Origin of the sequence: Nonomuraea corallina (genome assembly GCF_027620315.1) — a bacterium.
GTDB lineage: Bacteria > Actinomycetota > Actinomycetes > Streptosporangiales > Streptosporangiaceae > Nonomuraea > Nonomuraea corallina.
Map to the genome: position 1 here is coordinate 1 of NZ_JAPNNL010000102.1, position 25,660 is coordinate 25,660.

Sequence of the window (25,660 nt, forward strand, 5' to 3'; positions counted from 1 at the left end):
GGCCGGCACCAAGCGCCGCTCCCGCGAGGGCGCCCGCGGCAACCCGGCGGCCGAGCTCGGCTTCTCCGGCGACCCCGGCCAGCATGGCGCCCCCGGTGACGACATGCTGCACGCCCAGCGCGTGTGGGACGGCACGCTGGCCACCAACCGGATGGACGACCTGGGCATCAACGCCGAGCGGCAGCGCGTGGAGACCAAGGACGTGACGGCGTCGGTCGGCCTGCTGGTGGACGGCTGGCCGGACGACGTGCGCGCGTGCGTGGCGTCGGTGCTGGCCCACACCGGCTGCACGGTGCTGGCGCTCGACCTGGGAGACGTGGACGGCGCCGGCAAGGTGCTGGACGAGCTGGCGGCCCGCGAGCCGGACCGGGTGCGGGTGTGGCACGTCGCCGAGACCCCGCACTGGCTGGGCGGCACCGCGACCTGGGGCGCGGCCAGGGCCAAGCTGCTGCGGCTCGACACGGCCGAGGTGCACGTGCTGATGGACACCTCGCTGGTCCTGGAGGGCGACGCGCTGACGCCGCTGATCGCCGCCGTGCAGGAAGGCGCCGTGGCCGCCGGATGGCAGGGCCGCAAGCCGCCGGGGGCCGAGAGGCCGGACAGCGGCGACGCGTGGCTGCAGGCGGGGCCCGGCAGGGTGCCCGCGCTGACCGGTGACCTGATGGCGGTGCGCCGCTCGGCCGCCGTCGCCGCCCTGCCCGAGGAGGCCCGCTACGGCGTGGACGCCGACCTGGAGCTGTCCCTGCGCCTGCGCGGCGAGCTGGTGGTGCCCCGCACGCGCCTGCCCGTGCGGCAGGGCCGCGCGCACGCCGTGGCCGACGACTACAGGCTGGAGGAGTCGCGCCGCAACCACGGCAGGGTGCTCGGCATGCTCGAACCCTCCTAAGCTAGAGCCCTATGGAGATGCTCGCGCCGTACACCACCCTGGGGCTGGGCGGCCCCGCCCTCGACTTCGTCCAAGCCGACACGGCCGAGCACCTGGTCTCCCTGGTGGCCGAGGCCGACCAGGCCGCCCGGCCGACGCTGGTGCTCGGCGGCGGCAGCAACCTGGTGCTGTCCGACGCGGGCTTCGACGGCCTGGTCATCCGGGTGGCCACCAAGGGCGTGTCGGTGTCCCGCGACGGCGAGCAGGTGCTCGTGACGGTCGAGGCCGGTGAGGACTGGGATCCGCTGGTGGCCCGCGCGGTCGCCGAGGGCTGGTCGGGCGTCGAGTGCATGTCCGGCATCCCCGGCCTGGTGGGCTCCACCCCGATCCAGAACGTCGGCGCCTACGGCCAGGAGGTCGCGCAGACCGTCCGGTGCGTGCGCGCCTACGACCGCCGCACCCGCCACGTGGTCGATCTGGAGGCCCGCCAGTGCGGGTTCGCCTACCGCACCAGCATGTTCAAGCGCGACCTGTCCCGCTACGTGGTGCTTTCGGTGACGTACGCGCTCGACCTCGCCGAGCTGTCCGGCCCGGTGGCCTACCAGGAGCTGGCGGCCCGGCTCGGCGTCGAGCCCGGCGGCCGCGTGCCGCTGGCCCGCGCCCGGGAGGCGGTGCTGGAGCTGCGCCGGGGCAAGGGCATGGTGCTCGACCCCCGCGACCCCGACACCCGCAGCGCCGGTTCGTTCTTCACCAACCCGGTCCTGACCGCGGAGGAAGCGGCGGAGCTGGCCGCCCACGCCCCCGGCCACCCGCGCTGGGAGCTGCCTGACGGCCTGGTCAAGGTGCCCGCGGCGTGGCTGATCGAGCAGGCGGGCTTTCCCAAGGGCTACGCCCGCGGCCCGGTGCGCATCTCCACCAAGCACACCCTCGCGCTGACCAACCCCGAGGGCGCCGGCACCACCGCCGACCTGCTGGCCCTGGCCAGGGAGGTGCGGGACGGCGTGCGCGAGAAGTTCGGCGTCACGCTGGTCAACGAGCCCGTGATGGTCGGTTGCGCTCTTTGACCTGGGGAATGCCTCACGCAGGACCTGCTGTTAAGGTGTGTGGAAACACCGAAGGGGAGTAGTCCCAATCGCGTGATCGACACACTGGCGCGTTCGCGCGCCCGGTCACGCGGGCCTCACGGGCGGACGAGACCTTCGGCCTGGCAGTCGCGTACGAAGACGCTGCCGGGCCGAAGCCGTGCCCGAAACCCCCGGGTGCGCCCACGGTCCGGTCGCGCGGGAGAGGACCGTGGAAGCTTTCTGGATCAGCCTGGGCGCGATCTTCCTGGCCGAGCTGGGCGACAAGAGCCAGCTCATGGCGATGACCTTCGCCGCCCGCTACAAGGCCTGGGTGGTGCTGACCGGCATCACCGTCGCCACCACCGTCGTCCATCTGGGCAGTGTGGCCATCGGCGGGCTCATCGGCGACGCGCTGCCGACCACCGCCATCTCCGTCGTCGCGGGCGTGGCCTTCCTCGGCTTCGCCCTCTGGACGCTGCGCGGCGACGAGCTGACAGAGGAGGAGTCGCGCAAGGCGTCGCGCGCCACCCGGAGCGCGCTGATCGCGGTGACGGTGGCCTTCTTCCTCAGTGAGCTGGGCGACAAGACCATGCTCGCCACCATCACGCTGGCGACCTCGTACGGCTGGGTCGGCACGTGGATCGGCTCCACCGTCGGCATGGTGGCCGCGGACGCCCTGGCCATCCTGGTGGGCCGCCTGCTGGGACGGAACCTGCCGGAGAAGGCCGTCCGCTACGGCGCGGCGGCCGCGTTCGCCCTCTTCGGCGTCGTGATGCTGGTCGACGCCCTCGTCCTGTCGTGACCCGCGCCGAGGCCCTGATGGCGAAAGCGGGCCGCCGGCGACGACTACCGGGACAGGAGTGAGAGGCGGTGCGCGGCGGCGGACGCTTCGCCCCGGGTGGTGACGCCGAGCTTGGCCAGGATGTTGGAGACGTGCACGCTGACCGTCTTGGCGGAGATGAACAGCTCCTTGGCGATGTCGCGGTTCGTCCGGCCCAGCGCGACCAGGCGGAGCACCTCCAGCTCGCGCGGGGTGAGCAGCTCCGAGGACTCCTGCGGGCGCTGGGCGCCGCCCACGCGCCTGGAGAGCGCCTCGATCTCGGCGACGAGCGGGGCCGCGCGTAACGCGGTCGCCTTCGGCAGCGCGGTCGCCAGGCGCGCGGCGGCGCCGTCCCTGTCGCCCGTGCGCGCCGCCACGGTGGCCGCCCGGACGAGCGCCCTGGCCTGGTTGTGCGGCCGGTTGAGCCGCTCCCAGGCGGCGGCCGAGGCGTCGAAGTCGCCCGAGTACGTCAGCCGGTAGGCCTCGGCGACCGGCCCCGTCATCGACAGCCGCGCGGCCATGCCCGCGGCCCGCTCGCGCAGCGCGCGGACCCGCTCCGGCTCGGCGTCCTCAGCCGCGTCGCAGACGGTGCGCAGCAGGGCGAGCAGCCGCCAGCCGAGCGTGGCCTTGCTGGACTGCGCCGGCCGGGCCAGCATCCGCTCGGCCACCGCCAGGGCGTACGCCGGCTCGCCCCTCAGGAGGTGCCAGCCCATGTGCAGCCGGGCGCTGTTGGTCATGTCCTGGACGAAGTCCTCCGGGCGCTCCTTGAGCACCCCGATCTCCGACAGGATGCCCTCCACCAGCTCGACCTCGCCTCGCCCGAGCGCGATGTCGGCGCGTACCCGCATCAGGTGGTGGCGGGTGCGCAGCGACGGCCCGAAGCTGAGCGCCCGCTCGACCGTCTCGATGGCCTCGTCCCAGCGGCCGATGGCCTCCAGCGCCTCGGCCCGGTTGTTGAGCACGAACAGGCCGCTGGCGCGCAGCCTGCCGAACCGCTTGGCCTCCCGCCAGCCCTCCTCGGACAGCCGCAGCGCCTCTTCCCAGCGCCCGGTCTCCAGCAGAGAGTCGATCATGTTGCCGATCGCGCGGGTGATGACGCGGCCGGAGTTCTCCTGCTTGCCGAGGTCGAGCGCGCGCTGGTTGGTGACGACCGTGCCCTCGATGTCGCCCGCGAGCGAGTGGCCGAGCGCCAGGTTGAGCAGCAGGTCGGCCTCCAGGCACCGGTCGCCCAGCTCCCGGGCCAGCCTCAGGCCCTCCTCCACGTACACGGCGCCCTCGGCGGCCTCGCCGCGCAGCATGAGGTGCTGGCTCATCGGCACCAGGACCTCGGCCCTGGCCTCGCCGGGCTCGGGCACCAGCTTGAGCGCGTGGCGCAGGTCGTCCACCACGCTCACCTGGCCCTTGGAGACCTTCAGATGGGACCGGCGGACGATCAGCCCGGCCACCCGGCCGGGCTCGCGGGCCTCGTCCAGCTCCGCCAGGGCGGCCTTGACGAACTTCATCGCCCGGTCCACCTCGCCGCCCGCCTGCGCCGCCGCGGCGGCCTTCTCCAGTACGGCGGTGTGGTCGGCGCCGATCCGCTCCGCCGCGTCGGGCACCCGGTCCCAGAGCATGAGCACGCGTTCGAGCAGCGGCACCGCCTCGGCGTAGGCGAAGGCCTTGAACGACTTCTTGGCGGCCCACCAGGCGGCCGTCAGCGCGTGGACGTCGTCGCGCGCTCCGTACCAGTGGTGGGCCAGCTCCACGTAGGCGCGGCCGGCCGGGACCAGCGTGTGGTCCTTGGAGATCTCCTCGGCGTAGCGGGCGTGCAGCCGTTGGTGCTCGCCGGGCAGCAGCTCCTCGTGGACGGCCTCGCGGATCAGCGAGTGGCGGAAGACGTAGGCGCGGTTGTCGGCGATCTGCAGCACGTTGCCGGCGATGGCCGGCCGCAGCGCGGCCTCCAGCTCCAAGTCGGCCAGGCCGCTCACGGCGGACAGCAGGGCGTGGCCGACGCGCGTGCCGCCCGCGGCGGCCATGCGCAGCACCCGCTGGGTCTCCTCGGGCAGCCGTTCGACCGCGTTCAGGATGAGGTCCTGCATCGACTCGGGGAAGGACGTGCAGTCGCCGCCCTGCTCCAGCAGGGCCTCGACGAACAGCGGGATCCCCTCGCTGCGCTCGTAGACCTTCTCCACCTTGGCGTACTCGGGGGCGTGCCCCAGGATGCCGGCCATCTGCTGGGCGACCTCCTCCCGCGACAGGCGGGGCAGGTCGAGCCGGAGCACGCCGTTGACCCGGCTCAGCTCGGCCAGCACCGGCCGGAGCGGATGCTGGCGGTGCAGGTCGTCGGAGCGGTACGTCATGAGCAGCAGCGCCTGCGGGACGCGCAGGTTGCGGCTGAGGAAGGCGATCAGGTCGCGGCTGGACCGGTCGGCCCAGTGGATGTCCTCGATGATCAGGACGGTGGGGGCGGTATCGGCCAGCCGCTCCAGGAGCGTGAGGATCTGCTCGAACAGCCTGGCCCGGCCGGCCTCGGTCTCGCCGTCGCCGCTCGGCTCGCCGAACTCGGGCAGCAGCCGCGCCAGGTCGCGCTCGGCGCCGTCGGGCAGCAGCCCGGCGACCCCGCCGGTGCCGTGCTCGCGGACGAGCTGCCGGAGCACGGCGGTGAAGGGCGCGTACGCCAGTCCTTCGGTGGACAGCTCCACGCAGCCGCCGGTCAGCACCCGGACGCCGTCGCGGGCCGCCTGCTCGGCGAAGCACTGGACGAGCCGGGTCTTGCCGACGCCCGCCTCGCCGCCCAGCAGCACGGCCGTGGCGGTGCCCGCCCCCGCTTCGGTCAAGGCGTCGGTCAGCGCCGTCATCTCCTCGCGCCGCCCCACGAAGACGGGGCTCACCGAGCGTCCCAGCATGTCATCCAGCATGTCACGCCTTATCTGATGCGATCGACGCATTTACGGGGGTTGTGAGGCCCGGCCGCGAGGGAGGATGCGGCCGGGCTCTCGTGTGCTGGTCATGACGAACGGCGCTTGCCGAACACCGAGCGGCGCTCGGCCTTGTTCGCCCGGCGGGCCTCACGTACCTGGCGGTGCCGCGCGGCGGCCTGGTGCAGCTCGTCCGCCTGAGTCTTCATCAACTGGAACTCGATCTCCGGGTTCATCACGCGATCTCCTTGAGAGGGTCTTTTCCCGACACTTCAAGGTTCGGCCTAAGGCCCTCCCCGGCACATCGGATGGATGTCTTATCTCCGGTCGACGACCCATACCTAGAGCGGCCGCGGGCTCCGGTTTGGAGGTAGGGACACCGGTCGGCGATGCTGTGAGGGTGTCAATTGTGACGACCTCGCTCGCGGACGTCGCCTCTTCGGGGGCCACCCTGCGAGCATTCCTGCACGGCCTGCCCGGCGTCGACCGGGTCGGCGCCGACCAGCGGGCGGCGATGCTCGGCTCCCGTTCGATCAAGACCACGGCCAAGGCCCGCGCCATCGACCTGGCGATCTCCATGGTGGACCTCACCACCCTCGAAGGCGCCGACACCCCCGGCAAGGTGCGCGCGCTCTGCGCCAAGGCGCTGCACCCCGGTGAAGGGGCGCCCCGAGTGGCCGCCGTCTGCGTCTATCCCGACCTCGTGCCCGTCGCCGCGCAGGCGCTGGCCGGCTCGGGGGTGAAGGTGGCCTCGGTGGCCACCGCGTTCCCCAGCGGCCGCTCCTCGCTGGAGGTGAAGGTGAGCGAGACGAAGCTCGCCGTCGCCGCCGGCGCCGACGAGATCGACATGGTGATCGACCGCGGCGCGTTCCTCGCCGGCGACCACCTCAAGGTCTACGAGGAGATCCAGGCGGTGAAGGCCGCCTGCGGCGAGGCCCACCTGAAGGTGATCCTGGAGACCGGCGAACTGGCGACCTACGACAACGTACGCCGCGCGTCCTGGCTGGCCATGCTGGCCGGAGGCGACTTCATCAAGACGTCCACCGGCAAGGTGTCCCCGGCGGCGACGCTGCCCGTGACGCTGATCATGCTGGAGGCGGTGCGCGACTTCCGCGACGCGACCGGGCGGCAGGTGGGTGTCAAGCCCGCCGGCGGCATCCGCACCACCAAGGACGCGATCAAGAACCTCGTCCTGGTCAACGAGACCGCGGGCGACGACTGGCTGAGCCCCGACTGGTTCCGGCTGGGCGCCTCCTCCCTGCTGAACGACCTGCTGATGCAGCGTCAGAAGCTCGCCACCGGCCGCTACGCGGGCCCCGACTACTTCACCCTGGACTGATGGCGATGTCGATATTCGAGTACGCCCCCGCGCCCGAGTCGCGCGACGTCGTCGACCTCAAGCCGTCCTACGGCCTGTTCGTCGGCGGCGAGTTCGTCGACGGCTCCGGGCCGTCCTTCAAGACCGTCAACCCCGCCACCGAGGAGACCCTGGCCGAGGTCGCCACCGCGTCCTCCGACGACGTCGACCGCGCCGTCCAAGCGGCACGCAAGGCGTTCGACGCCTGGAGCGGGCTGCCCGGCGGCGAGCGGGCCAAGTACCTGTTCCGGATCGCCCGCATCATCCAGGAACGCGCCAGGGAGCTGGCCGTGCTGGAGTCGCTCGACAACGGCAAGCCGATCCGCGAGGCGCGCGACGTCGACGTGCCGCTGGTCGCCGCCCACTTCTTCTACTACGCGGGCTGGGCGGACAAGCTCTCCTACGCCGGGTTCGGCCCCGACCCGCGGCCGCTCGGCGTGGCCGGCCAGGTCATCCCGTGGAACTTCCCGCTGCTCATGCTCGCCTGGAAGATCGCGCCCGCGCTGGCCTGCGGCAACACGGTGGTGCTCAAGCCCGCCGAGACCACGCCGCTGACCGCGCTGCTGTTCGCGGAGATCTGCCTGCAGGCCGAGCTGCCGCCGGGCGTGGTCAACATCGTCACCGGCGCGGGCGAGACCGGCGCGGCCGTGGTCGCGCACCCCGACGTCGCCAAGGTGGCCTTCACCGGCTCCACCGACGTCGGCCGGACCATCGCCCGCACGATCGCCGGCTCCGGCAAGAAGCTCACGCTGGAGCTGGGCGGCAAGGCCGCCAACATCGTGTTCGAGGACGCGGCGCTCGACCAGGCGGTCGAGGGCATCGTCAACGGCATCTTCTTCAACCAGGGCCATGTCTGCTGCGCGGGCTCGCGGCTGCTGGTGCAGGAGTCGATCCAGGACGAGCTGCTCACGATGCTCAAACGCAGGCTGGCGACGCTGCGGCTGGGCGACCCGCTCGACAAGAACACCGACATCGGCGCGATCAACTCGGCCGAGCAGCTCGCCCGGATCCGGCGGCTGTCGGAGTCCGGCGAGGCGGAGGGCGCCGAGCGCTGGTCGCCCGCCTGCGAGCTGCCCGAGCGCGGCTACTGGTTCCCGCCCACCCTGTTCACCGGGGTGGCGCAGTCCCACCGGATCGCCCGGGAGGAGATCTTCGGGCCGGTGCTGTCGGTGCTCACCTTCCGCACCCCCGCCGAGGCCGTGGAGAAGGCCAACAACACCCCGTACGGCCTGTCGGCGGGCATCTGGACCGAGAAGGGCTCGCGCATCCTCTGGATGGCCGACAAGCTCAGGGCCGGCGTGGTGTGGGCCAACACGTTCAACCGGTTCGACCCGGCCTCGCCGTTCGGCGGCTACAAGGAGTCCGGGTACGGGCGCGAGGGCGGTCTCCGCGGACTGGAGGCCTACCTTGACGTGTGACCACCGCCGCGGCCGGCGGCGCAGGACCCGCGCCCAGGCCACCCGCGGCCACGCCTTCGCCCGCGCCGGCCGGCCCGTCCGCACCGGCTGGTACGCCCACCGCTGCGGCGTGAGCCGGTGCGGCCAGGTGTTCGTGCCGGTCGAGACCGCTCAGGAGATCACGTGGAGGGGGCGCGGCGATGAGTAGGCTGGCCGTCCGCAAGACCTACAAGCTGTACATCGGCGGGGCGTTCCCGCGTTCGGAGAGTGGGAGGTCCTACCCCGTGACCTCACCCAAGGGCGACTTCCTCGCCAACGCCTCCCGCGCCTCCCGCAAGGACGCCAGGGACGCGGTCTCGGCCGCCCGCAAGGCGTTCCCCGGCTGGTCCGGCGCGACCGCCTACAACCGCGGCCAGATCCTCTACCGGATCGCCGAGATGCTGGAGGGCCGCCGCGCCCAGTTCGCCGACGAGCTGGGCCTGGGCAAGAAGGCCGCGCTGGAGTCGGTGGACGCGGCGATCGACCGGCTGGTCTGGTACGCGGGCTGGTCCGACAAGATCGCGTCCGTGCACGGCACCGCCAACCCGGTGGCGGGACCGTACTTCAACCTGTCCACGCCCGAGCCGACCGGGGTGGTCGCCGTGGTGGCGCCCGCCGAGCCGCTGCTCGGGCTGGTCTCGGTGGTGGCCCCGGTGATCGTCACCGGCAACACGTGCGTGGTGGTGGCCGCGGAGCGCACCCCGCTGCCGGCGATCACCCTGGCCGAGGTGCTGGCCACGTCCGACCTGCCGGGCGGGGTGGTCAACATCCTCACCGGCCACCAGGCGGAGCTGGCCCCCTGGCTGGCGGCGCACATGGACGTCAACGCGCTGGACCTGACCGGCGTGACGGACCCCGACCTGGCGCTGCGCTGCGAGCAGGAGGCGGCGGCGAACCTCAAGCGGGTGGTCCGCCCGTCCGGCGACGACTGGGCGGCCGACCCCGGCACCGGGCGCATGACCGCTTTCCTGGAGACGAAGACGGTTTGGCACCCCATGGGGGTCTGAGGCGGTTAGGGTCGGTGCCGTGCCACGACAGGTGACGATCGTGCTGGCGCTGGGCCTCCTGGTCGCGGGATGCGGCGGCGACCCCCGCCCCGCGCCCGGCGCGGCCACCGCCACACCGGCCCCGTCGGTCACCCTGCCCGACACCCCGTCCCCGTCCTCCCCGTCCCCGTCCGGCACCGCGGCCGTCACGCCCGGGGCGGCCGGACGGGGCTCGGGCGTCGACGACCTCGACGGCGACGGCCGCGCGGACCTGGTGGTCGTGGCGGAGGCGTCCGACGGCCGGCGGCATCGGGCGGTCGTCCACGGCTCGGCCCGGGGACTGGACCCCGGCAGCCGTACGGTCCTCCCGCCGGAGCCGGCCTGCGCCCCGCGGCTGCCGGCGAACGGCTGGGGCGCCGACCTGGACGGCGACGGCTTCACCGACGTGCTCGGCATCCAGTCGGACGAGGACGGGCCGAAGCTGTGCGTCTTCTGGGGCCCGGGCGGGCTCACTGACGGCACGCCCGCGACCCTGGTGACGTGGCCGGTGAAGAGCAGCCAGGCGGGCGGTTCGGTGGTCCCGGGCGACTTCGACGGCGACGGCTTCGCCGACCTGGCGGCGTCGGCCAGACCCGAGGGCGGTCTCTCCGACACGGAGCTGGTCGTCCTGTCCGGTCCCTTCGGCCGTGACGGGACACCGGCCCGGTGGACCGTCCAGCCGTCGCCGTCCGGTAAGGAGTTCTGGCAGCTGACCGCCGACAGGATCGACGGCCGGCACGCGACAGGGCTGATCGTGTACGAGCCCGGCGACGACAACCAGTCCGCCGGCTGGCTGCTCCACGCCACCCGCGGCGGGCCGGCGAAGGAGGGACGCAGGCTCAACGGCGGGCTGTCGGCCGCGTTCGGCGACTTCGACGGCGACGGAGCCAGGGACGTCGCGGTCGGCGACAGCGGCAGCCGCAACAACGAGCCCGGCTACGAGACCGAGCCGCCGTCGGTCGACCTGACGCTGACCGTCTACTACGGGGACGGCCGCACCGCGACGCACAAGGGGACGGCGGGTCCGGCGGTCGCCGGGGACTTCGACGGGGACGGCCGGGACGACCTCGCCTTCGGCGGCGGGGGGCCGTACGAGCGGCACCGGCCGGTCCGCGTCTACCGGGGCGGCCCCGAGGGCCTGCGCGCCGGGGCCGAGCTCGGCGGGGTGCGGGAGGGCCGGCCGTACGCGGCGGGCGACTTCGACGGCGACGGGGACGACGAGTTCGTCCTCTCCCTCGGCCGTGACCGCGCCGAGTACGTGGTGACGGACGGCAAGAGGGAGCTGTCCCGCTTCACGGTGACGCCGGGCTAGGCCCGGCTCAGCCGGAGAACCCGGGCGGGCGCAGCGGCGGGTGGGCGGCCTGGAGCTGGGCCGCCAGGCCGAGCAGGTGAGGTTCGCCGCCGGGCGGCGCGACGAGCTGCACGGCGATCGGCAGGCCGGTGGAGTGGGTGGCCACCGGCACCGCCATCGCCGGCCAGCCGCACATGTTCCAGGCGCCGGTCGCGGACGCGTACCGGATGTTGACCAGGGCGTTGCGGACGAAGCCGCGCTCGCCCCACTGCTCGGCCTTCGGCGGCACCGCGGCCAGCGCGGGCGTGATGAGCACGTCGGCGTCGCCGAACCACTGGTCGGCGCCGTAGTCGCGCCACCGGTCGCGGCCCTGGTCGCCGTTCGCGCGCAGCCGGCCGAGCACCCGCCCGGCCCTGGCCAGCGCGCGGCTGCGGCGCTCCAGCGCGCGGGCGTCGTACGGGGCGGCCGACTCGGCGGCCCTGGTCAGCCAGGCGGCGACGGTGGCGGCGGCGAGCCAGGCGGGCAACCGGCTCGTCCGCTCGACCACCGTGTGCCCGGCCCGGCGCAGCGTCTCCGCGGCCCCGCGCACCGCCGCCCGGAACTCGCCGTCCATCGGCGCGCCCACCGGGAGCGGCTGCGGCGCGTACGCCACCCGCAGGTCGAACGGCTCGGGCCCGTTTTTCGGCGGCGGCGGCTCCCACACCGCCTCGTCGTCCGCCCACACCGAGCGGAGCGGAGGCCGGCTGGGCTCGGTGCGCCGGCCGGAGCGCCACGCCTCGGCCAGCGAGGGGTCGGCGGCCAGCACGGAGAGCATCAGCGCCAGGTCGGGGATGTTCGCGGCGATCGGGCCGTTCTCCGACAGCCCGCGCCAGTCGTCGGTCGGGGCGGGGACCAGGCCGGTGCCCGGCTTGAGCGCCGGCACCCCGCAGCACGCCGCCGGGATGCGCAGCGAGCCCATGCCGTCGTTGCCGAGCGCGAGCGGCACCATGCCCGCCGCCACCGCGGCGGCGCTGCCGGACGACGACCCGCCCGCCGTGCGCGCGGCGTCCCAGGGGTTGCGCACGGTGCCGTACGCGCTGTCGCCGAACCCCACCAGCGCCAGCTCGGGCACGTTCGTCAGCCCGATCACCACCGCGCCGGCGGCCCGCAGCCGCGCCACCGTCTCGTGGTCCGCGGCCTGCGGGGCGCCGGAGGTGGCCGCCGAGCCGAGCCGCATCGGCTCGCCGGCGACCTCCACGTTGTCCTTGACCGCGACGGGGACCCCGGCGAGCGGCAGCTCCGACAGGTCGTGCCGGTCCTGCACGGCCCGCGCCTCGTCGAGCGCGCGCTCGCGCACGGCTCGGAACGCGCCCACCCGGGGGTCGCGCACGGCGATCGCGCGCAGATGATCCCCGGCCACCGCCGTGGCCGCCACCTTTCCCTGACGTACGGCCGCCGCGATCTCCGTGGCGGATCTGCCTGCCCACGACATGCCTAGAGTGTGCAGGTTTCTACTCTTCGGCGCGAGGTTCTTTCGGCGGCTTCTGCTCCCTGCCCGCCTGTTTGAGCGCGAGCCGCAAGGCGTACTCGATCTGCGCGTTGACGCTGCGCAGGTCGTCGGCCGCCCACTTGGCGACCGCGTCGTAGACGGCCGGGTCGAGGCGCAGCAGGAGCTTCTTGCGCTCAGGCATACAGGCTGCCGGCGTTCACCACCGGCTGGGTCGCCCGGTCGCCGCAGAGGACGACCAGGAGGTTGGACACCATCTGAGCCCGCCGCTCCTCGTCGAGCTCGACCACGCCCTCGGCGGCGAGCCGGTTGAGCGCGAGCTGGACCATGCCGACCGCGCCCTCGACGATCCGCGCGCGGGCCGCCACGACCTGGCCGGCCTGCTGGCGGACCAGCATGGCCTGGGCGATCTCGGGGGCGTAGGCGAGGTGGGTGATGCGGGCCTCCAGGATCTCGATCCCGGCCAGCTCGGTGCGGTCGCGCAGCTCGGCGGTCAGCTCCGTGGCGACCTCGGCGCCGTCGCGCAGGCTTGTGCGCTCCGGGTCGTGGGAGTCGTACGGGTGCGTGGTGGCCAGGTGGCGGACCGCCGCCTCGGACTGGATCGCGACGTACTCCTCGTAGTCGTCCACCGAGAACACGGCCTTGGCGCTGTCGACCACCTTGTAGACCACGACCGCGGCGATCTCGACCGGGCTGCCGTCGGCGTCGTTGACCTTCAGCTTGGCCGTCTCGAAGTTGCGCACCCGGAGCGTGATCGTGCGCTTGGTGGTGAGCGGCAGCACCCACTGGAACCCCGCGTCGGACACCGACCCGACGTAGCGGCCGAGGAACTGCACGACCTTGGCCTCGTTCGGGTTGACGATCGTGAAGCCGGAGGCGGCGAGCAGCGCCAGCACGCCCCAGACCGAGCCGAGCACGATCAGCAGCGTCGGCGACCCCAGGCCGCCGGCCAGGGCCGCGCCCCCCAGCACCAGCAGGACGAGCACCACCATGAACCCGTTGACCCTGAACGCCCGTCGCTCCATCGCGTCTCCTTGCTATCGAAGTGATATCACTATGCTAGCTCATCTATCCTCGTCCGCGTGCCTCAGGAACCTGTTTCGCTCGCCACCGGCCAGCGCTCGCTCGCAGATCCCGCGATCGCCTATCCCCTCCGGCCGCCGCTCACCCGCGGCTGCCCGCGCACCGGCACCGCCGACCTCGCCTATCCCGTCGAGGTCGACTACGCCTACGACCGGGTGCCCGCCGGCCTGTTCGACCAGCCCGCCGGCCCCGACCTCGCGCGATGGGCGCCGCTGCTGCCGCCGCTGCCCGCGCCCACCCTCGGCGAGGGCGGCACACCGTTGCTGGAGGCGTGCGGCGTGTACGTCAAGGACGAGTCGCGCAACCCCACCTGGTCCCACAAGGACCGGCTCAACCGGGTCGCGGTCAGCGCCGCGCTCACCGAGGGCGCGCCGGGCGTCGTCGTCGCCTCCTCCGGCAACCACGGCGCCTCGGCCGCCGCCTACGCAGCCCGCGCCGGCCTGCGCGCGATCGTGCTCGCCTCCGCGGCGTCGCCGCCCGCCGTCCAGTCCTTCGTCCGGGCGTACGGGGCGGACGTGTTCAGCGTGCCGGTCGAGCGGCGCTGGCCGCTGATGCGGGAGATCGTGGACCGGCTCGGCTATCACCCGGTCAGCAACCAGACCGTCACCCACACCGGCCATCCGTACGGGCCGGAAGGCTACAAGACCATCGCCTACGAGATCTTCGTCCAGCTCGGCCGGCCGCCCGCCGCCGTGTTCGCGCCGACCGGGTACGCCGAGCTGCTGTACGGCGTCTGGAAGGGCTTCGCCGAGCTGCGGCGGCTCGGAGTCGCGGAGACCGCGCCCCGGATGTTCTCCTGCGAGCCGGCCGCCGGCGGACCGCACGCGCGGGCCGTCGCCTCCGGAGCCCCCGCCGCGATCGTCGACCTCGGCGCCACGGACGCGTACGCGATCGCCTCTCCGGTGGGCGGGCACCGGGGGGTTCGCGCGGTGCTCGACAGCGGCGGCGGCACGGTCCTGGTCACCGACGACGAGTTGCGGGCGGCCCAGCGCGACCTCGGCCGCGAAGGGCTCTGGCAGGAGCTGTCCGGCGCGGCCGGGCTGGCGGGCTACCGGAAGCTGGGGGCGGCCTTCGACGGGCCGGTGGTGTGCGTGGGCACCTCCAGCGGGTTCAAGGACCTCGGCGTCGAATCGCCGCGGACCGTCGAGGCGACCACCTTCGACCAGGTGACGGCTAACCTTTCAGCCACACCCGCAGCGGGCCGGCGGGGATGAAGCCGTGCGCCACGGCCGGCCCCGGGTCGGCCTCGTAGCCGACCAGGTCACGGCCGGGGAAGAGGGCGGCGGCCGCCGCGACGGCGCCCGGCCAGGCGTCGTCGCCGAACAGGTTCGAGATCCCCACCGTCCGGCCGCCGGGGGTCTCGTTGAGCACGCACCCGCGTACCGTCTCGCCTCCCTCCCGGCCCGCGAGGACCCTGACGGACGGATCGGCGAGCAGCGCGGCAGGGAACAGGCCCCGCTCCCCGGCCCAGGCCCGCTCCCAGGCCCGCAGCGCCGATTCGTCCCGCACCACCTCCCACCGGCCGGCCTGCTCTGCGGGGACGGCGCTCGGGCGATGCAGCCAGGTGGCCTCGAAGAGGAGCTCGAAGCCGGGCGGGGCGAGGACGGCGAAGCTGTCCTTGATCGAGGCGCCCGGGGCCGCGTCGATGAACGGGAGGACGTCGGCCTCCGTCGCCTCGGGGGAGAGGGTGACGGCGTCGGGGTAGAAGGGCGGGGTGCGGCGCGGGTTCGTCCAGGCCCGCCGGGTGAGGACGCCGGGCAGGCCGTGGGCGCGGCACAGGGCCTCGCACCAGGCGGCGTTGTTCAGCGCGGCTTCCGTGATCACTTGGTCCTCCGGGTGGGGGCGGCCGTCAGCGGGTCCTCCGGCCAGGGATGCTTCGGGTAGCGTCCGCGCAGCTCCGCGCGCACCGCCCGGTAGCCGTCACGCCAGAACGACGCCAGGTCCGCCGTCACGGCCACCGGCCGGCCCGCCGGCGAGAGCAGGTGGACCAGCAGCGGCACGCCCGCGATCCGGGGCGCCTCCTGCCAGCCGAACAACTCCTGCAGCTTCACCGCCAGCACCGGCTGCTCGCCCGCGTAGTCGATCCGGACGCGGGAGCCGGTGGGGACCTCGATCCGCTCCGGCGCCACCGCCTCCAGCCGCTCGCTCCACGGCACCAGGCGGCGCAGCGCCGCCGCCACGTCGATCCGCTCCAGGTCGGCGCGGCGGCGGGCCCGGGACAGCTCCGGCTCCAGCCACCGGTCGGCCAGCGCGACCAGGTCGCTCACGTCCGGCCACGGCTCGCCGGCCGCGCGATGACAGAACGCCAGCCGGTCCCTGACCGCCCGCGCCTCCTTCGTCCAGGTCAGCACGTCCTCGGTGCGCAGCCCGTACAGCAGCGCGTCGCGCACGTCGGCGTCGGGCAGCGGCGTGGCGGACAGCTCGATCGCGCCCAGCCGCTCGACCAGGCGGGCCGTCACGTCGCCCCGCCTCGAACCGGGCGGGGCCTTCCAGGCGACCTCCTGCTCAACCGTCACCGGGTACGCCTGCCTGGCGATCTCCTCGTCGATCACCACCGCCTGGCGGATCCTGGCCGCCGCCGACCCGGTGGGCCGGTCGGCCACCGCGACGGCCAGCCACGGCGCGGACGCCAGCTTGGAACCCTCGGCGAGCTGAGCCTCGGTGCCCGACGCCATGAGGTACCCGCCCCCGCGCCGCCGTGCCACCCTCTCGGGAAACGCCAGCGCCACGGCGAGCCCGGCCACCTCGTCCGCGTGCCGCGCGCGGGCGTCCGTCCGGTGGGAGGACGGGCCGGGGTGCGTCTCCGGCGGGCGGCGGAGCGATGGGCCGGTTTCCCGCGTGGGGTGAGCGGCGCGGGTGAGGCGGCGGGTCTCGGCGCGCCAGCGGGCGGTGAAGGCGTCGCGCCCGCGCCGGGCGGCGCGCCAGACCTCCACGAGGTCGTCGCCCGCGTCGCGGGGAAGCTGCTCCGACAGCAGCGCGATCACCTCGGCCGCGTCGGGGCCCAGGTCGAGGAGGGCGCGGGCCAGCCGGGGGTGCACGCCCGCCAGCGCCATCCGCCGCCCCCTCCCGGTCACCCGCGCGCCCGCGGGTTCGAGCGCGCCGAGGGCGCGCAGGGTGGCCAGGGCGGCGGCCAGGGCGGCGGGCGGCGGCGGGTCCAGCAGCGCCAGGCCGGAGGCGTCCGGCGCGCCCCAGCAGGCCGCCTGGAGGGCGAACGCGGTCAGGTCGGCGAGGGCGATCTCCGGGCGCGGCTGGTCGGGCAGGCGGTCGTGGTCGGCGGCGGACCAGCAGCGGTAGACCGCGCCCGGCGCCTCCCGGCCGGCGCGGCCGGCGCGCTGGCCGGCCGAGGACTTGGAGACCCGCACGGTGGTGAGGGAGCCGAGACCCCGGGCGTGGTCGGTGCGCGGCTCTCGGGCCAGGCCCGAGTCGACCACGACCCGTACGCCGGGCACCGTCAGGCTCGACTCGGCCACCGAGGTCGCCAGCACCACGCGGCGGGACGTGCCCGGCGACAGCACCGCGTCCTGGACCCGGGCCGGGGCCTGGCCGTGCACCTGGAGGACCTCGACGCCGTCGAGCATCCCCGCCACCCTGGCGATCTCGCCGACGCCCGGCAGGAAGCAGAGCACGTCGCCGTCCCGTTCGGAGAGCGCGCGCCGGACGACCGCGGCGACGTGCGCCAGCAGGGCGGGGTCGACGCGCAGCCCGTGCGGCGGCGCGACCGGGCGCGGCGGCGGCGCCCAGACGATCTCGACGGGATGGGCGACGGCGGACGCGGCCACCACCGGGCCGCCGAGCAGCCGCGTCCAGGGGGCGGCGTCGGCGGTGGCGGAGGCGGCGATCAGCCGCAGGCCGGGCCGGAGCGTCTCCCGCACGTCCAGCAGGAACGCCAGGGCGGTGTCCGCGTCCAGATGGCGTTCGTGGCATTCGTCCAGCATGACCGCGTCGACGCCGGCGAGCTCCTGGTCGCGCTGGAGCCGCTGCAGCAGCACGCCGGTGGTGACGACCTCGACCATGGGGTTGGCGCCGGTGTGGCGCTCGCCGCGGATCGCGTACGAGACGCCCATCCGCCGCGCCGCCGCGCGCACCGCCAGCCGCCTGGGCTCGGCCACCAGCACCCGCAGGCCCGACTCCGCCAGGGCGAGCGGCACCACCGTGGTCTTGCCCGTGCCGGGCGGGGCGGTCAGCACCGCGCCGCCGTGCGCGTCCAGCGCGGCCAGCAGGTCCGGCACCACCCGCCGGATCGGCAGCGCGTCAGACATGAACGGCGGCGGCGGTGAGCACGGAGTCGAGCAGGCCGGGGAAACGCGCGTCGAGGTCGTCGCGGCGCAGGCTCATGAACTTCTGCCTGCCTTCCTGCCTGGTCATGACGACGCCCGCCTCGCGCAGCGTGCGCAGGTGGTGGGAGGCGGTCGACTTGTGCACGCCCACCTGGCCGCTCAGGCCGCCGCACGTCAGCTCGCCCTCGGCGGCCAGGCGGGCGACGACCGCCAGACGTACGGGGTCGGCGAGCGCGCGCAGCACCTCGGTGAGCTCGATGTCCTCGGTGGCCGGGTGGGGCAGGGCGCGCATGCCCTCACGATATCCAATCCCACTGTTTGACAACCATCCAACTATCCGTCAGTTTGATGAGCATCCAACTGATCGCCCCGGAGGAACCGTGGATCGCCGGCTCTACCCCCTCGCCGCCGGGAACTTCGCCGTAGGCACCGGCATGTTCGTCATCGCCGGGCTGCTGACCCCGATCGCCGCCGACCTGGACGTGTCCGTGGCCGCCGCCGGTCAGCTGATGACCGTGTTCGCGCTGGCGTACGCCGTGCTGTCGCCGATCCTCGCCGCCGTGACCGCGGCGCTGCCCCGGCGGACGCTGCTGCTGCTCGGGCTCGGCGTGTTCGTGCTGGGGAACGCGCTGACCGCCGTCGTGCCCGGGTACCCGCTGGTGGTGGCCACGCGGGTGCTCGCCGCGGCCGGGGCGGCCATGTTCACGCCGACCGCGTCGGGGGTGGCCTCCGCCCTCGCCGGGCCAGGACAGCGAGGGCGGGCGCTGGCGCTGGTCATGGGCGGGCTCAGCGTGGCCACGGCCGTCGGGGTGCCGCTCGGCACCTGGCTGGGCGGGGCGGCCGGCTGGCGGGCCACGATCTGGCTGGTGACGGGGCTGGCGGTGCTCGGCTTCGCCGGGATCGCCGCCCTGGTGCCCGACGTGCGGGTCACGGTTCCCGGCGGGCTGCGCGAGCGGTTCGCGCCGCTGGCCGACCGGGGCGTGCTCGCCGTGCTGGCGACGCAGCTGCTGATGTTCGCCTCCGCCTTCAGCGCCTACACCTACCTCGGCTCGCTCTTCGACCTGCCGCCCGCCGCCGTGCTGTGGGCGTGGGGGGTCGGGGCGGTCGTGGGCAACCAGCTCGGCGGCCGGCTCACCGACGCGTACGGGCCGCGCCGCATGGTGCTCGCCGGACTGACCACGTCCACGATCCTCATGGCGCTCATCCCGGTGGCCAACCTGGCCCTGCCCGTCGCCCTGGTCTGGGCGTTCCTGTGGGGCGCGCTCGGCTGGCTGGTGGCGCCCGCGCAGCAGTACCGGGTGGTCGCGGCGCTGCCGGGCAACGTCGCGATCGGGCTGGGCCTGCTGTCGTCGGCGCAGTACGCGGGTCTCGTCCTGGCGGGCGTCGCCGGCGGCCTGGTCCTCGACGGGTACGGCCGGGCCGGCGTGATCGTGCTGGCCACGGCCCTCGGCCTGGCGACCGTGCTGTTCACCCTGGTGACGTACCGGCCGGTCGCGGGCGGCTCCCCGGACGGCGGTCCGCGCGCGGCCGTCAGCCGACGGCGGGGATCCAGCCCAGCGTCACCGCGAGGATGACGAAGAAGCCCAGGGCGATGCGGTAGACGACGAAGCCGGTGAAGCTGTGGGTGCTGATGTAGCGCAGGAACCAGGCCACGGCGGCGTAACCCACCACGAAGGAGATCACCGTGGCCAGGATCGTCGGCCCCCACGCCGGGGTGCCGGCGCCGCCGATCTCCGACAGCTCGTACAGGCCGGAGGCGAGGACGGCGGGGATGGCCAGCAGGAACGAGTAGCGGGCGGCCTCCTCGCGGCGGTAGTCGAGCAGGAGGCCGGCCGTGATGGTGCCGCCCGAGCGGGAGACGCCGGGGATGAGGGCCATCGACTGGGCGAGCCCGAACGCCACGGAGTGCGGCACGTTGAGGTGCTTGATCAGCGTGAGCCGGTTGCGGGCGGTGCGGTCGGCGAACCACAGGACCAGCGCGAACACGATCAGCGTGGTGCCCACCAGCCGCAGGTCGCGGAAGACGCCCTCGATCTGGTCCTTGAGGAGCAGGCCGAGCAGGCCGATGGGGATGCTGCCGAGGATCACGTACCAGCCCATGCGGGCGGCGAAGTGGCCGCGCAGGGCGGGGGTCCACAGGGAGCGGGTCCACGTGGAGACGATCTCCCAGATCTCTTTCCTGAAGTAGATCAGCACCGCCGTCTCGGTGCCGAGCTGGATGACCGCGGTGAAGGCGGCACCGGGGTCGTCCCAGCCGAAGAACGCCGACGCGACGCGGATGTGCGCGCTGGAGGAGATCGGCAGGAACTCCGTCAGCCCTTGCAGCAGTCCCAGCACCACGGCTTCCATCCAGCCGATCATGCCCGCACCTTCCCCCCAGGAGCGCATGAACGCAACGAGGCGAGGCTAGCGGAAACGGGGTCCCGTCAGGCGTGGTCGCGGCGGGCGTTCACCCGCCGGTCACCCACACCGCGGCGTTGTCCCGCGCGAAGTCCTTGAAGTCGCGAGCCGGGCGGCCCAGCGCGGCCCGCACGCCGTCGGCGACGTAGGCGTTACGGCCGTCGAGGATCTCGGTGAAGAGCATGGTCAGCAGCTCGATCTCGCCCGGTGGCACGCCGTGGGCGGCGGCGCCCGCCGCGTACTCCTCGGCCGTGACCGGCACGTACGTGATGGGGCGGCCGGTCGCCTCGGACAGTTCGGCCGCCACGTCGGCGAAGGTGAGCAGCCTCGGCCCGGTCAGCTCGTACAGCATGCCCGCGTGCCCGTCCTCGGTGAGGGCGGCCACCGAGACGTCGGCGATGTCGTCCACGTCCACGAACGGCTCGGCCACCTCGCCGGCGGGCAGCGCGATGACCCCGTCGCGCACCGGCTCCACCAGGTAGCCCTCGGAGAAGTTCTGCATGAACCAGCCGCAGCGCACGATCGTCCAGGCGACGCCCGACTCCCGCACCACCTGCTCGCCGGCCTCGGCCAGCGCCTCGCCGCGGCCCGACAGCAGCACCAGCCGCCCGACGCCCGCCTTGACCGCCTGCTCGGTGAACGCCCGCAGGTCCTCCAGCGCGCCGGGGAAGGCCAGGTCGGGATAGTAGGCGATATAGGCGGCATGTGCCCCGTCCAGGGCGGGGGCCCAGGTGGCGCGGTCCGCCCAGTCGAAGGGAGGGTCGAAGGGCGGGGCGCCGGTACGCGAGCCGACCCGTACGGCATGTCCGAGAGTCTGGAGCCTGGCAGCGATCCGGCGGCCGGTCTTGCCGGTGCCGCCCGTCACGAGAATGGTCATGCCCCCAGTAAGCCGTCTGAGGCTGAGACTCTCCATGGTTGAGAAGCGCGAGGGCATATGCGATCGTCTCAGGTATGGATCAGTTGGCGGCCCTCCTCGACGGCCCGCGGGCGCGCGGCGCGTTCCTGCTGCGCGTCGTCCTCGACCCGCCGTGGTCGATGCGGGTGCAGGACGAGGCCCCGCTCACGCTGCTGGCGATGGTGCGCGGCGAGGCGTGGATCGTCCGCGACGGCGTGAGGCGGGTCCGGCCGGGCGAGGTCGCCGTGGTGCGCGGGCCGGAGCCGTACGTGGTCGCCGACCGGCCGGACACCCCGCCGCACATCGTCATCCACCCCGGCGAGGAGTGCACCACCCTCGACGGCGAGTCCCTCTACCAGGAGATGCACCTCGGCGTCCGCACCTGGGGCAACCACCTCGACGGCGCCACCTCCATGATCGTCGGGACCTATCTGATGTCCGGGGAGGTCGGCAAGCGGCTGCTGGGGGCCCTGCCGCCGCTGCTCGTCCGCCCCGGCGGGCCGCTCATCGAGCTGCTGGGCGAGGAGATGGACAGGAACGAGCCGGGACAGGAGGCGGTGCTCGACCGGATGCTCGACCTGCTGCTCATCGCCACGCTGCGCGGATGGTTCGCCACCGAGGAGGCGCCGGCCCGCTTCCGGGCGCAGGGCGACCCCGTCGTGGGCAAGGCCATGCGCGTCATGCAGAACAATCCCGCGCACCCGTGGACGGTCGCCGCGCTCGCCGCCGAGGTGGGGGTCTCCCGGGCCTCGCTGGCCCGGCGCTTCACCGAACTGGTGGGCGAGCCGCCGATGGCGTTCCTCACCGGCTGGCGCCTGGACCTCGCCGCCGACCTGCTGCGCGAACCCGAAGCGACCGTCACCTCCGTCGCCAGGAAGGTCGGCTACGGCAGCCCGTTCGCCCTCAGCGCCGCCTTCAAGCGGGCGCACGGCGTCAGCCCGCAGGAGCACCGCACGAGGGCGCTCCACGCCGCCGCGCGGGAGGCCGTACGGTGAAGCCGCTGCTGCTCCTCGACGTCGACGGCGTGCTCAACCCCACCGGCCGGCCGACCCCCGACTTCCGGCGCTACCGGTGCACGGTCGACGGCACGGCCTACACCGTCCACCTCAACCAGCGGCACGGCGTCCGGCTGCTGGAGCTGGCGCTGGCGGCCGGGGCCGAACTGGTGTGGGCGACGACCTGGGAACACCACGCCAACGACTGGATCGCCCCCCGGCTCGGCCTGCCGTCGCTGCCGGTCATCGCGATGGGGCCGGACGACCGGGCCGTCAGCCGGCACGGCGAGATGTTCAAGACCCGCCGCGTGGCCGACTACGTGGGCGACCGGCCGTTCGTCTGGTTCGACGACCAGGTCTACCAGGAGGACGAGAACTACCTCAGGGCTCGTCAGGGTCTGGGCGAATTCCTGCTCATCCACGTGCCCGGCGAAGCGGGCCTGACCAGCCGACATCTGGACGTCGCCCGTGAGTGGCTGACCCTTACGGGGTTATCTCAGGGTCGCTCGTGGGAGAAGTAGGCGACGTTCGTGCGTTGTACGGATAGAACGTCGTCACACGGAAGGAAATCATGTACCGCTCACGAGAGCATCGGATGCTCGCCGGCGTCTGCGGAGGCCTCGCCGACAGGTTCGGCCTGTCGCCGACCCTGGTCCGCGTCCTCTGGCTGATCCTCTCGCTCTTCCCCGGTCCGATGTGGGTCGTCTACGTCGTCATGTGGATCCTCGTCCCGGAGGAGCCCAGGAAGTACTGAGGCTTATGCTCTGAAGCATGAGGGCAAGGCCGCTGACACTGATCCAGGACGATCTGGTCGACTACGACAAGGCGATGGAGCGCATGGCCGAGCTGGTCGCCGAGCGCCAGGGCGACGCCCGGCCCGACACGCTCTGGCTGCTCAGCCATCCGCAGGTCTACACCGTCGGCCGGCGCACCCCGCTGTCCCATCTGCCCGACCCGTCGCGCGGCATCCCGGTCGTGGAGACGGGCCGGGGCGGGCAGCTCACCTACCACGGCCCCGGCCAGCTCGTCGGCTACCTGATCGTCAAGCTGGGCGAGGAGGAGGGCATCGTCGACTACGTGCGCGAGGTGGAGCTGCGCCTGGTCGACGCCCTCGGCCGGCTCGGCCTGCCGGCCGAGCGGCGCGACACCCCGCCGGGCTCCGAGCTCCTCACCGGCGTGTGGACGACCGGGACCGGCCGCAAGATCGTCTCCATCGGGATGCGGCAGAGCCGCGGCGTCACCAGTCACGGCTTCGCCCTCAACGTCGACGGCGACCTGATGCCGTGGGACTGGGCGGTGGCCTGCGGGATGCCGGACGTCGACATGACCTCGCTCAAGCGGGAGCTGGGGGAGGCGTCGATGGACGGCGTCCGTCCGGTGGTGGCGGCGGCGTTCGAGGCGTCCTGACTCACCCGCGCGGGGAGACCCGCACCTCGGCATCGTGGCCGGAGCCGTTGAGCTTGCCGTCACAGGTGTACAGGGGCGCTTCCAGCGCTTCGGCGAGAGCCAGGTAACACGCGCCGTAGGCGGTGTAATTGTGCCGCAGTTCCCAGATCCGCTCCGCGATCCCCCTCATCTCGTAGCGGGTGATGGTGAGAGCCAGATAGTCGGCCCGGGCCTGCTCGGCAGTCGCGGCGGGCAGTTTGCCGCCGAACACGAGTCCGCGCAAGGTGGAGAGAACCTCGACGTCGAGCAGGTGCGGAGCGTGGACGCTTGACTGGAGCGCGCTGAGCAGCTCGGTGTCGGCGTCACGACCCACGAGAGCCTCCACCATGGCGGAAGAGTCGATGACCATCATCGCCTGCCCTCAGCGACTGCTTGCAGGATTTTCTCACTCGACGGGCCTTGTGAGCGATCGCGGGCCTTCAACCGCTTCACGATCTCGGCGTTGGTCGGACGAGCGGCGATATCTGCCAGTTCCCTGGCGACATAGACCGAAAGCGACAGGCCGGCTTCTGCCGCACGTGCCTTCAGCTGCTCGGCCACTGGTTCGGGCACATCACGGATGTAGAGAGTGCCATGATGATGACGCTAGCAGGTCGCTAGCAAATCTGTGGAGTGCTCGCCCCCGCGGGGGCCGCTGTGCGGACGCGGGGGCGAGGCGGGAACTGTCAGGTGTCGACGGGGACCTCGTCGACGGTGCGGCGGGGGCCGGTGAACCAGTGGCGGGCCGACAGCCACCACCACAGGCCGATGCCGATCAGCACCACGCCGACCGCGATCGGCGCGTAGTTGACCGACGTCCAGGTGAAGTCCTCGCCGCCGGGCACGCCGGCCGGGGAGAACGGCATGATGAAGTAGACGCAGACGATCGCGATCTCGATCACCGCGATCCAGCCGAGCACCTTGTACTTGCGGCCGAGCGTCCACGGGCCGGGCTCGAAGCGGTCGCCCATCCGCAGCCGGAGCCAGATCGGGATGAGGAACGCCAGATAGAGCCCGATGACGGCGATCGACACCACGGCGAAGAACGCCACCGGGGTGGTCAGTCCGGGAGGGGCGTAGAGGGCGGGCAGCGTGATGAGGGCGGCCACCCCGCAGCCGGCCAGGATGGCGTTGACCGGGGTGCGGTTGCGGTCCACCCGTGACCAGAGCCGCCAGCCGGGCACCGCGCCGTCGCGGGCGAACGCGTACGTCATCCGCGACATCGACGTCACGCAGCTCATGCCGCAGAAGAACTGGCCGATGGTGGAGATGGCGAAGATCGCGGTGGCCAGCGGCGAGCTGAGCGCGGTCTCGAAGATGGCGCCGACGAAGCCGCCCTGCTTGTTGATCTCGTCCACGTTCGTGGCCGCGAACAGGAACGCCAGCAGCACGATCCAGCCGCCGATCGCCGAGTAGAAGATCGACTGCCACAGGCCGCGGGCCGCGGCCGTGGACGCGCCCTGGGTCTCCTCCGACACGTGCGCGCAGGCGTCGAAGCCGGTGATCGTGTACTGGGTGAGCAGGAAGCCGAGAGGCAGCACGTACAGCCAGAACGTCAGCCCGCCACCGTCGCCGAAGCCGGAGTTGTTCATCGTCTCGGTGAACACGAAGCCCACCGACTGGTGCTCCGACGGGCCGAAGACCAGGATCGCGACCACGACGGCGGCGCCGAGGACGTGCCACCAGACGGAGACGTTCTGCAGCAGCGAGATGAGCCGGTGGCTGAAGATGTTGATCAGCGCGTGCAGCACGAGCACGATCACGAACAGCAGGAACGCCTGGCTGAGCGTGCCCTCCCAGGCGCCGCCGGTGAGCCGGGTGAGGGTGATGTTGAGGAAGGTCGCGCAGCCGTAGTCGACGGACGCGGTGACCGCGATGAGGCCGATCAGGTTGAGCCAGCCGGTGAACCAGCCGTGGATCGGCTTGCCCATCTTGGCGGCCCACCAGTAGATGCCGCCCGCGGTCGGGTAGGCGGAGACCAGCTCCGACATGCACAGGCCGATGATCAGGATGAAGAGGGAGATCAGTGGCCAGCCCCAGGAGATGGCGATGGGGCCGCCGTTGTTCCAGGCCTGGCCGAAGGTGGTGAAGCAGCCGGCGAGGATCGAGATGATGGAGAACGAGATGGCGAAGTTGGAGAATCCGCTCCAGGTGCGGGCCAGCTCCTGCCGGTAACCGAGCTCGGCGAGTCGCCTGGAATCCTCTTCTGTGCTCATGAGGTCTCCCTGGGGGGCGCGGAGGACGCTCTTTATGGCTTCTTTATGGTCTACGTCTAGACCATTTCCCGCGCGCGAGCAAGGAGTTACAGGTGGGTTTCGCCGAACAGGCGGGAGGGCGGGCCGCG

The 25,660-nt window shown here is 73.2% G+C and carries 27 protein-coding genes; 14 read left to right on the forward strand and 13 right to left on the reverse strand.

The genetic code is table 11. From position 1 onward, the window contains the following. The 3 genes from OUY22_RS23105 to OUY22_RS23115 form a co-directional block, all read left to right on the forward strand. On the forward strand, positions 1-886 hold an 886-nt coding region (locus OUY22_RS23105; protein ID WP_270157188.1), incomplete at its 5' end, for a hypothetical protein. Between the two features lie 11 nt (positions 887-897). Continuing rightward, positions 898-1,929 (forward strand): UDP-N-acetylmuramate dehydrogenase, encoded by a 1,032-nt coding sequence (locus OUY22_RS23110; protein ID WP_270157189.1) that lies wholly within the window; start codon positions 898-900, stop codon positions 1,927-1,929. Positions 1,930-2,158: 229 nt separating this feature from the next. Continuing rightward, positions 2,159-2,731 (forward strand): TMEM165/GDT1 family protein, encoded by a 573-nt coding sequence (locus tag OUY22_RS23115; protein WP_270157190.1) that lies wholly within the window; start codon positions 2,159-2,161, stop codon positions 2,729-2,731. A gap of 44 nt (positions 2,732-2,775) precedes the next feature. Here the strand turns inward: OUY22_RS23115 and OUY22_RS23120 are convergent, their stop codons facing one another. Beyond that, positions 2,776-5,634 carry a helix-turn-helix transcriptional regulator gene (locus tag OUY22_RS23120; protein WP_270157191.1) on the reverse strand — a complete coding sequence of 953 codons (2,859 nt, stop codon included), beginning with the start codon at positions 5,632-5,634 and terminating at the stop codon, positions 2,776-2,778. A 101-nt stretch (positions 5,635-5,735) separates the two neighbouring features. Then, positions 5,736-5,882: a hypothetical protein gene (locus OUY22_RS23125; protein WP_270157192.1), complete on the reverse strand. Its 147-nt coding sequence runs from the start codon at positions 5,880-5,882 to the stop codon at positions 5,736-5,738. 173 nt (positions 5,883-6,055) lie between these two features. Here OUY22_RS23125 and deoC point away from each other — a divergent pair, with 173 nt between their 5' ends. Genes deoC through OUY22_RS23150 form a run of 5 tightly spaced genes read left to right on the forward strand, consistent with a single transcriptional unit; the run spans position 6,056 to position 10,776 of the window. Continuing rightward, a complete protein-coding gene (gene deoC / locus OUY22_RS23130; protein WP_408638190.1) occupies positions 6,056-6,985 on the forward strand; it encodes a deoxyribose-phosphate aldolase in 930 nt (309 codons plus the stop codon). Beyond that, the gene (locus OUY22_RS23135) at positions 6,985-8,421 is read left to right on the forward strand and encodes an aldehyde dehydrogenase family protein (RefSeq protein ID WP_270157194.1); all 1,437 of its coding nucleotides are present in this window, start codon (positions 6,985-6,987) and stop codon (positions 8,419-8,421) included. Before deoC ends, OUY22_RS23135 begins: the two co-directional genes overlap by 1 nt. Next, positions 8,411-8,608 carry a hypothetical protein gene (locus OUY22_RS23140; protein ID WP_270157195.1) on the forward strand — a complete coding sequence of 66 codons (198 nt, stop codon included), beginning with the start codon at positions 8,411-8,413 and terminating at the stop codon, positions 8,606-8,608. The genes OUY22_RS23135 and OUY22_RS23140 overlap by 11 nt, the downstream gene beginning before the upstream one ends. Continuing rightward, complete coding sequence (locus OUY22_RS23145; protein WP_270157196.1) at positions 8,601-9,446, forward strand: aldehyde dehydrogenase family protein; 846 nt, start codon at positions 8,601-8,603, stop codon at positions 9,444-9,446. The genes OUY22_RS23140 and OUY22_RS23145 overlap by 8 nt, the downstream gene beginning before the upstream one ends. Before the next feature lie 19 nt (positions 9,447-9,465). Further along, positions 9,466-10,776, forward strand: coding sequence for an FG-GAP repeat domain-containing protein (locus OUY22_RS23150; protein WP_270157197.1), 1,311 nt, complete (start codon positions 9,466-9,468; stop codon positions 10,774-10,776). A gap of 7 nt (positions 10,777-10,783) precedes the next feature. On the opposite strand, the gene OUY22_RS23155 is transcribed toward OUY22_RS23150, so the two are convergent. Genes OUY22_RS23155 through OUY22_RS23165 form a run of 3 tightly spaced genes read right to left on the reverse strand, consistent with a single transcriptional unit; the run spans position 10,784 to position 13,266 of the window. Beyond that, a complete protein-coding gene (locus OUY22_RS23155) occupies positions 10,784-12,226 on the reverse strand; it encodes an amidase (protein ID WP_270157198.1) in 1,443 nt (480 codons plus the stop codon). Positions 12,227-12,245: 19 nt separating this feature from the next. Next, complete coding sequence (locus tag OUY22_RS23160; protein WP_270157199.1) at positions 12,246-12,425, reverse strand: hypothetical protein; 180 nt, start codon at positions 12,423-12,425, stop codon at positions 12,246-12,248. Further along, a complete protein-coding gene (locus OUY22_RS23165; RefSeq protein WP_270157200.1) occupies positions 12,418-13,266 on the reverse strand; it encodes an SPFH domain-containing protein in 849 nt (282 codons plus the stop codon). The genes OUY22_RS23160 and OUY22_RS23165 overlap by 8 nt, the downstream gene beginning before the upstream one ends. Before the next feature lie 57 nt (positions 13,267-13,323). On the opposite strand from OUY22_RS23165, the gene OUY22_RS23170 reads away from it, so the two are divergent. Further along, positions 13,324-14,538: a threonine synthase gene (locus OUY22_RS23170; protein ID WP_270157201.1), complete on the forward strand. Its 1,215-nt coding sequence runs from the start codon at positions 13,324-13,326 to the stop codon at positions 14,536-14,538. On the opposite strand, the gene OUY22_RS23175 is transcribed toward OUY22_RS23170, so the two are convergent. From OUY22_RS23175 to OUY22_RS23185, 3 genes are read right to left on the reverse strand one after another with little or no spacing between them, the layout of a single operon-like run. Beyond that, the gene (locus OUY22_RS23175) at positions 14,498-15,148 is read right to left on the reverse strand and encodes a hypothetical protein (RefSeq protein WP_270157202.1); all 651 of its coding nucleotides are present in this window, start codon (positions 15,146-15,148) and stop codon (positions 14,498-14,500) included. The two genes, OUY22_RS23170 and OUY22_RS23175, sit on opposite strands and share 41 nt — an antisense overlap. Beyond that, a complete protein-coding gene (gene hrpB, locus OUY22_RS23180; protein ID WP_270157203.1) occupies positions 15,145-17,583 on the reverse strand; it encodes an ATP-dependent helicase HrpB in 2,439 nt (812 codons plus the stop codon). Before hrpB ends, OUY22_RS23175 begins: the two co-directional genes overlap by 4 nt. Continuing rightward, positions 17,576-17,893: an ArsR/SmtB family transcription factor gene (locus OUY22_RS23185; RefSeq protein ID WP_270157204.1), complete on the reverse strand. Its 318-nt coding sequence runs from the start codon at positions 17,891-17,893 to the stop codon at positions 17,576-17,578. Before OUY22_RS23185 ends, hrpB begins: the two co-directional genes overlap by 8 nt. 88 nt (positions 17,894-17,981) lie before the next feature. Here OUY22_RS23185 and OUY22_RS23190 point away from each other — a divergent pair, with 88 nt between their 5' ends. Beyond that, positions 17,982-19,175 (forward strand): MFS transporter, encoded by a 1,194-nt coding sequence (locus OUY22_RS23190; protein WP_333486768.1) that lies wholly within the window; start codon positions 17,982-17,984, stop codon positions 19,173-19,175. Here the strand turns inward: OUY22_RS23190 and OUY22_RS23195 are convergent. Together OUY22_RS23195 and OUY22_RS23200 are read right to left on the reverse strand one after the other, a co-directional pair. Next, positions 19,132-19,962, reverse strand: a complete 831-nt coding sequence (locus OUY22_RS23195) for an undecaprenyl-diphosphate phosphatase (protein WP_333486769.1) — start codon at positions 19,960-19,962, stop codon at positions 19,132-19,134. The two genes, OUY22_RS23190 and OUY22_RS23195, sit on opposite strands and share 44 nt — an antisense overlap. A gap of 88 nt (positions 19,963-20,050) precedes the next feature. Next, a complete protein-coding gene (locus OUY22_RS23200; RefSeq protein WP_270157206.1) occupies positions 20,051-20,878 on the reverse strand; it encodes an NAD(P)H-binding protein in 828 nt (275 codons plus the stop codon). A gap of 74 nt (positions 20,879-20,952) precedes the next feature. Here OUY22_RS23200 and OUY22_RS23205 point away from each other — a divergent pair, with 74 nt between their 5' ends. The 4 genes from OUY22_RS23205 to lipB are packed head-to-tail and all read left to right on the forward strand — an operon-like array spanning position 20,953 to position 23,298. Continuing rightward, positions 20,953-21,891, forward strand: coding sequence for an AraC family transcriptional regulator (locus OUY22_RS23205; protein ID WP_270157207.1), 939 nt, complete (start codon positions 20,953-20,955; stop codon positions 21,889-21,891). Beyond that, positions 21,888-22,412, forward strand: coding sequence for an HAD domain-containing protein (locus tag OUY22_RS23210; RefSeq protein ID WP_270157208.1), 525 nt, complete (start codon positions 21,888-21,890; stop codon positions 22,410-22,412). The genes OUY22_RS23205 and OUY22_RS23210 overlap by 4 nt, the downstream gene beginning before the upstream one ends. A gap of 50 nt (positions 22,413-22,462) precedes the next feature. Next, positions 22,463-22,645 carry a PspC domain-containing protein gene (locus OUY22_RS23215; RefSeq protein WP_270157209.1) on the forward strand — a complete coding sequence of 61 codons (183 nt, stop codon included), beginning with the start codon at positions 22,463-22,465 and terminating at the stop codon, positions 22,643-22,645. Between the two features lie 17 nt (positions 22,646-22,662). After that, the gene (gene lipB / locus OUY22_RS23220; protein ID WP_270157210.1) at positions 22,663-23,298 is read left to right on the forward strand and encodes a lipoyl(octanoyl) transferase LipB; all 636 of its coding nucleotides are present in this window, start codon (positions 22,663-22,665) and stop codon (positions 23,296-23,298) included. A gap of 1 nt (position 23,299) precedes the next feature. Here lipB and OUY22_RS23225 read toward each other — a convergent pair whose 3' ends face one another. The 3 genes from OUY22_RS23225 to OUY22_RS23235 all read right to left on the reverse strand — a co-directional run bounded on the left by OUY22_RS23225 (position 23,300) and on the right by OUY22_RS23235 (position 25,532). After that, positions 23,300-23,689 carry a type II toxin-antitoxin system VapC family toxin gene (locus tag OUY22_RS23225; RefSeq protein WP_270157211.1) on the reverse strand — a complete coding sequence of 130 codons (390 nt, stop codon included), beginning with the start codon at positions 23,687-23,689 and terminating at the stop codon, positions 23,300-23,302. Next, positions 23,686-23,898 (reverse strand): antitoxin, encoded by a 213-nt coding sequence (locus OUY22_RS23230; RefSeq protein ID WP_408638192.1) that lies wholly within the window; start codon positions 23,896-23,898, stop codon positions 23,686-23,688. The genes OUY22_RS23225 and OUY22_RS23230 overlap by 4 nt, the downstream gene beginning before the upstream one ends. A gap of 104 nt (positions 23,899-24,002) precedes the next feature. Further along, positions 24,003-25,532 carry an amino acid permease gene (locus tag OUY22_RS23235; RefSeq protein WP_270157213.1) on the reverse strand — a complete coding sequence of 510 codons (1,530 nt, stop codon included), beginning with the start codon at positions 25,530-25,532 and terminating at the stop codon, positions 24,003-24,005. Between the last annotated feature and the right edge of the window lie 128 nt (positions 25,533-25,660).

What these genes read in the sequence shown, in the direction of transcription:
- lipB (WP_270157210.1), top strand. Translation starts at nt 22,663, where the DNA reads ATGAGGGCAAGGCCGCTGACACTGATCCAGGACGATCTGGTCGACTAC.
- OUY22_RS23195 (WP_333486769.1), bottom strand. Translation starts at nt 19,962, where the DNA reads ATGATCGGCTGGATGGAAGCCGTGGTGCTGGGACTGCTGCAAGGGCTG.
- OUY22_RS23185 (WP_270157204.1), bottom strand. Translation starts at nt 17,893, where the DNA reads ATGCGCGCCCTGCCCCACCCGGCCACCGAGGACATCGAGCTCACCGAG.
- OUY22_RS23155 (WP_270157198.1), bottom strand. Translation starts at nt 12,226, where the DNA reads ATGTCGTGGGCAGGCAGATCCGCCACGGAGATCGCGGCGGCCGTACGT.
- OUY22_RS23205 (WP_270157207.1), top strand. Translation starts at nt 20,953, where the DNA reads ATGGATCAGTTGGCGGCCCTCCTCGACGGCCCGCGGGCGCGCGGCGCG.
- OUY22_RS23145 (WP_270157196.1), top strand. Translation starts at nt 8,601, where the DNA reads ATGAGTAGGCTGGCCGTCCGCAAGACCTACAAGCTGTACATCGGCGGG.
- OUY22_RS23160 (WP_270157199.1), bottom strand. Translation starts at nt 12,425, where the DNA reads ATGCCTGAGCGCAAGAAGCTCCTGCTGCGCCTCGACCCGGCCGTCTAC.
- OUY22_RS23235 (WP_270157213.1), bottom strand. Translation starts at nt 25,532, where the DNA reads ATGAGCACAGAAGAGGATTCCAGGCGACTCGCCGAGCTCGGTTACCGG.
- hrpB (WP_270157203.1), bottom strand. Translation starts at nt 17,583, where the DNA reads ATGTCTGACGCGCTGCCGATCCGGCGGGTGGTGCCGGACCTGCTGGCC.
- OUY22_RS23225 (WP_270157211.1), bottom strand. Translation starts at nt 23,689, where the DNA reads ATGATGGTCATCGACTCTTCCGCCATGGTGGAGGCTCTCGTGGGTCGT.
- OUY22_RS23200 (WP_270157206.1), bottom strand. Translation starts at nt 20,878, where the DNA reads ATGACCATTCTCGTGACGGGCGGCACCGGCAAGACCGGCCGCCGGATC.
- OUY22_RS23135 (WP_270157194.1), top strand. Translation starts at nt 6,985, where the DNA reads ATGGCGATGTCGATATTCGAGTACGCCCCCGCGCCCGAGTCGCGCGAC.
- OUY22_RS23125 (WP_270157192.1), bottom strand. Translation starts at nt 5,882, where the DNA reads ATGAACCCGGAGATCGAGTTCCAGTTGATGAAGACTCAGGCGGACGAG.
- OUY22_RS23215 (WP_270157209.1), top strand. Translation starts at nt 22,463, where the DNA reads ATGTACCGCTCACGAGAGCATCGGATGCTCGCCGGCGTCTGCGGAGGC.
- OUY22_RS23120 (WP_270157191.1), bottom strand. Translation starts at nt 5,634, where the DNA reads ATGCTGGGACGCTCGGTGAGCCCCGTCTTCGTGGGGCGGCGCGAGGAG.
- OUY22_RS23165 (WP_270157200.1), bottom strand. Translation starts at nt 13,266, where the DNA reads ATGGAGCGACGGGCGTTCAGGGTCAACGGGTTCATGGTGGTGCTCGTC.
- OUY22_RS23110 (WP_270157189.1), top strand. Translation starts at nt 898, where the DNA reads ATGGAGATGCTCGCGCCGTACACCACCCTGGGGCTGGGCGGCCCCGCC.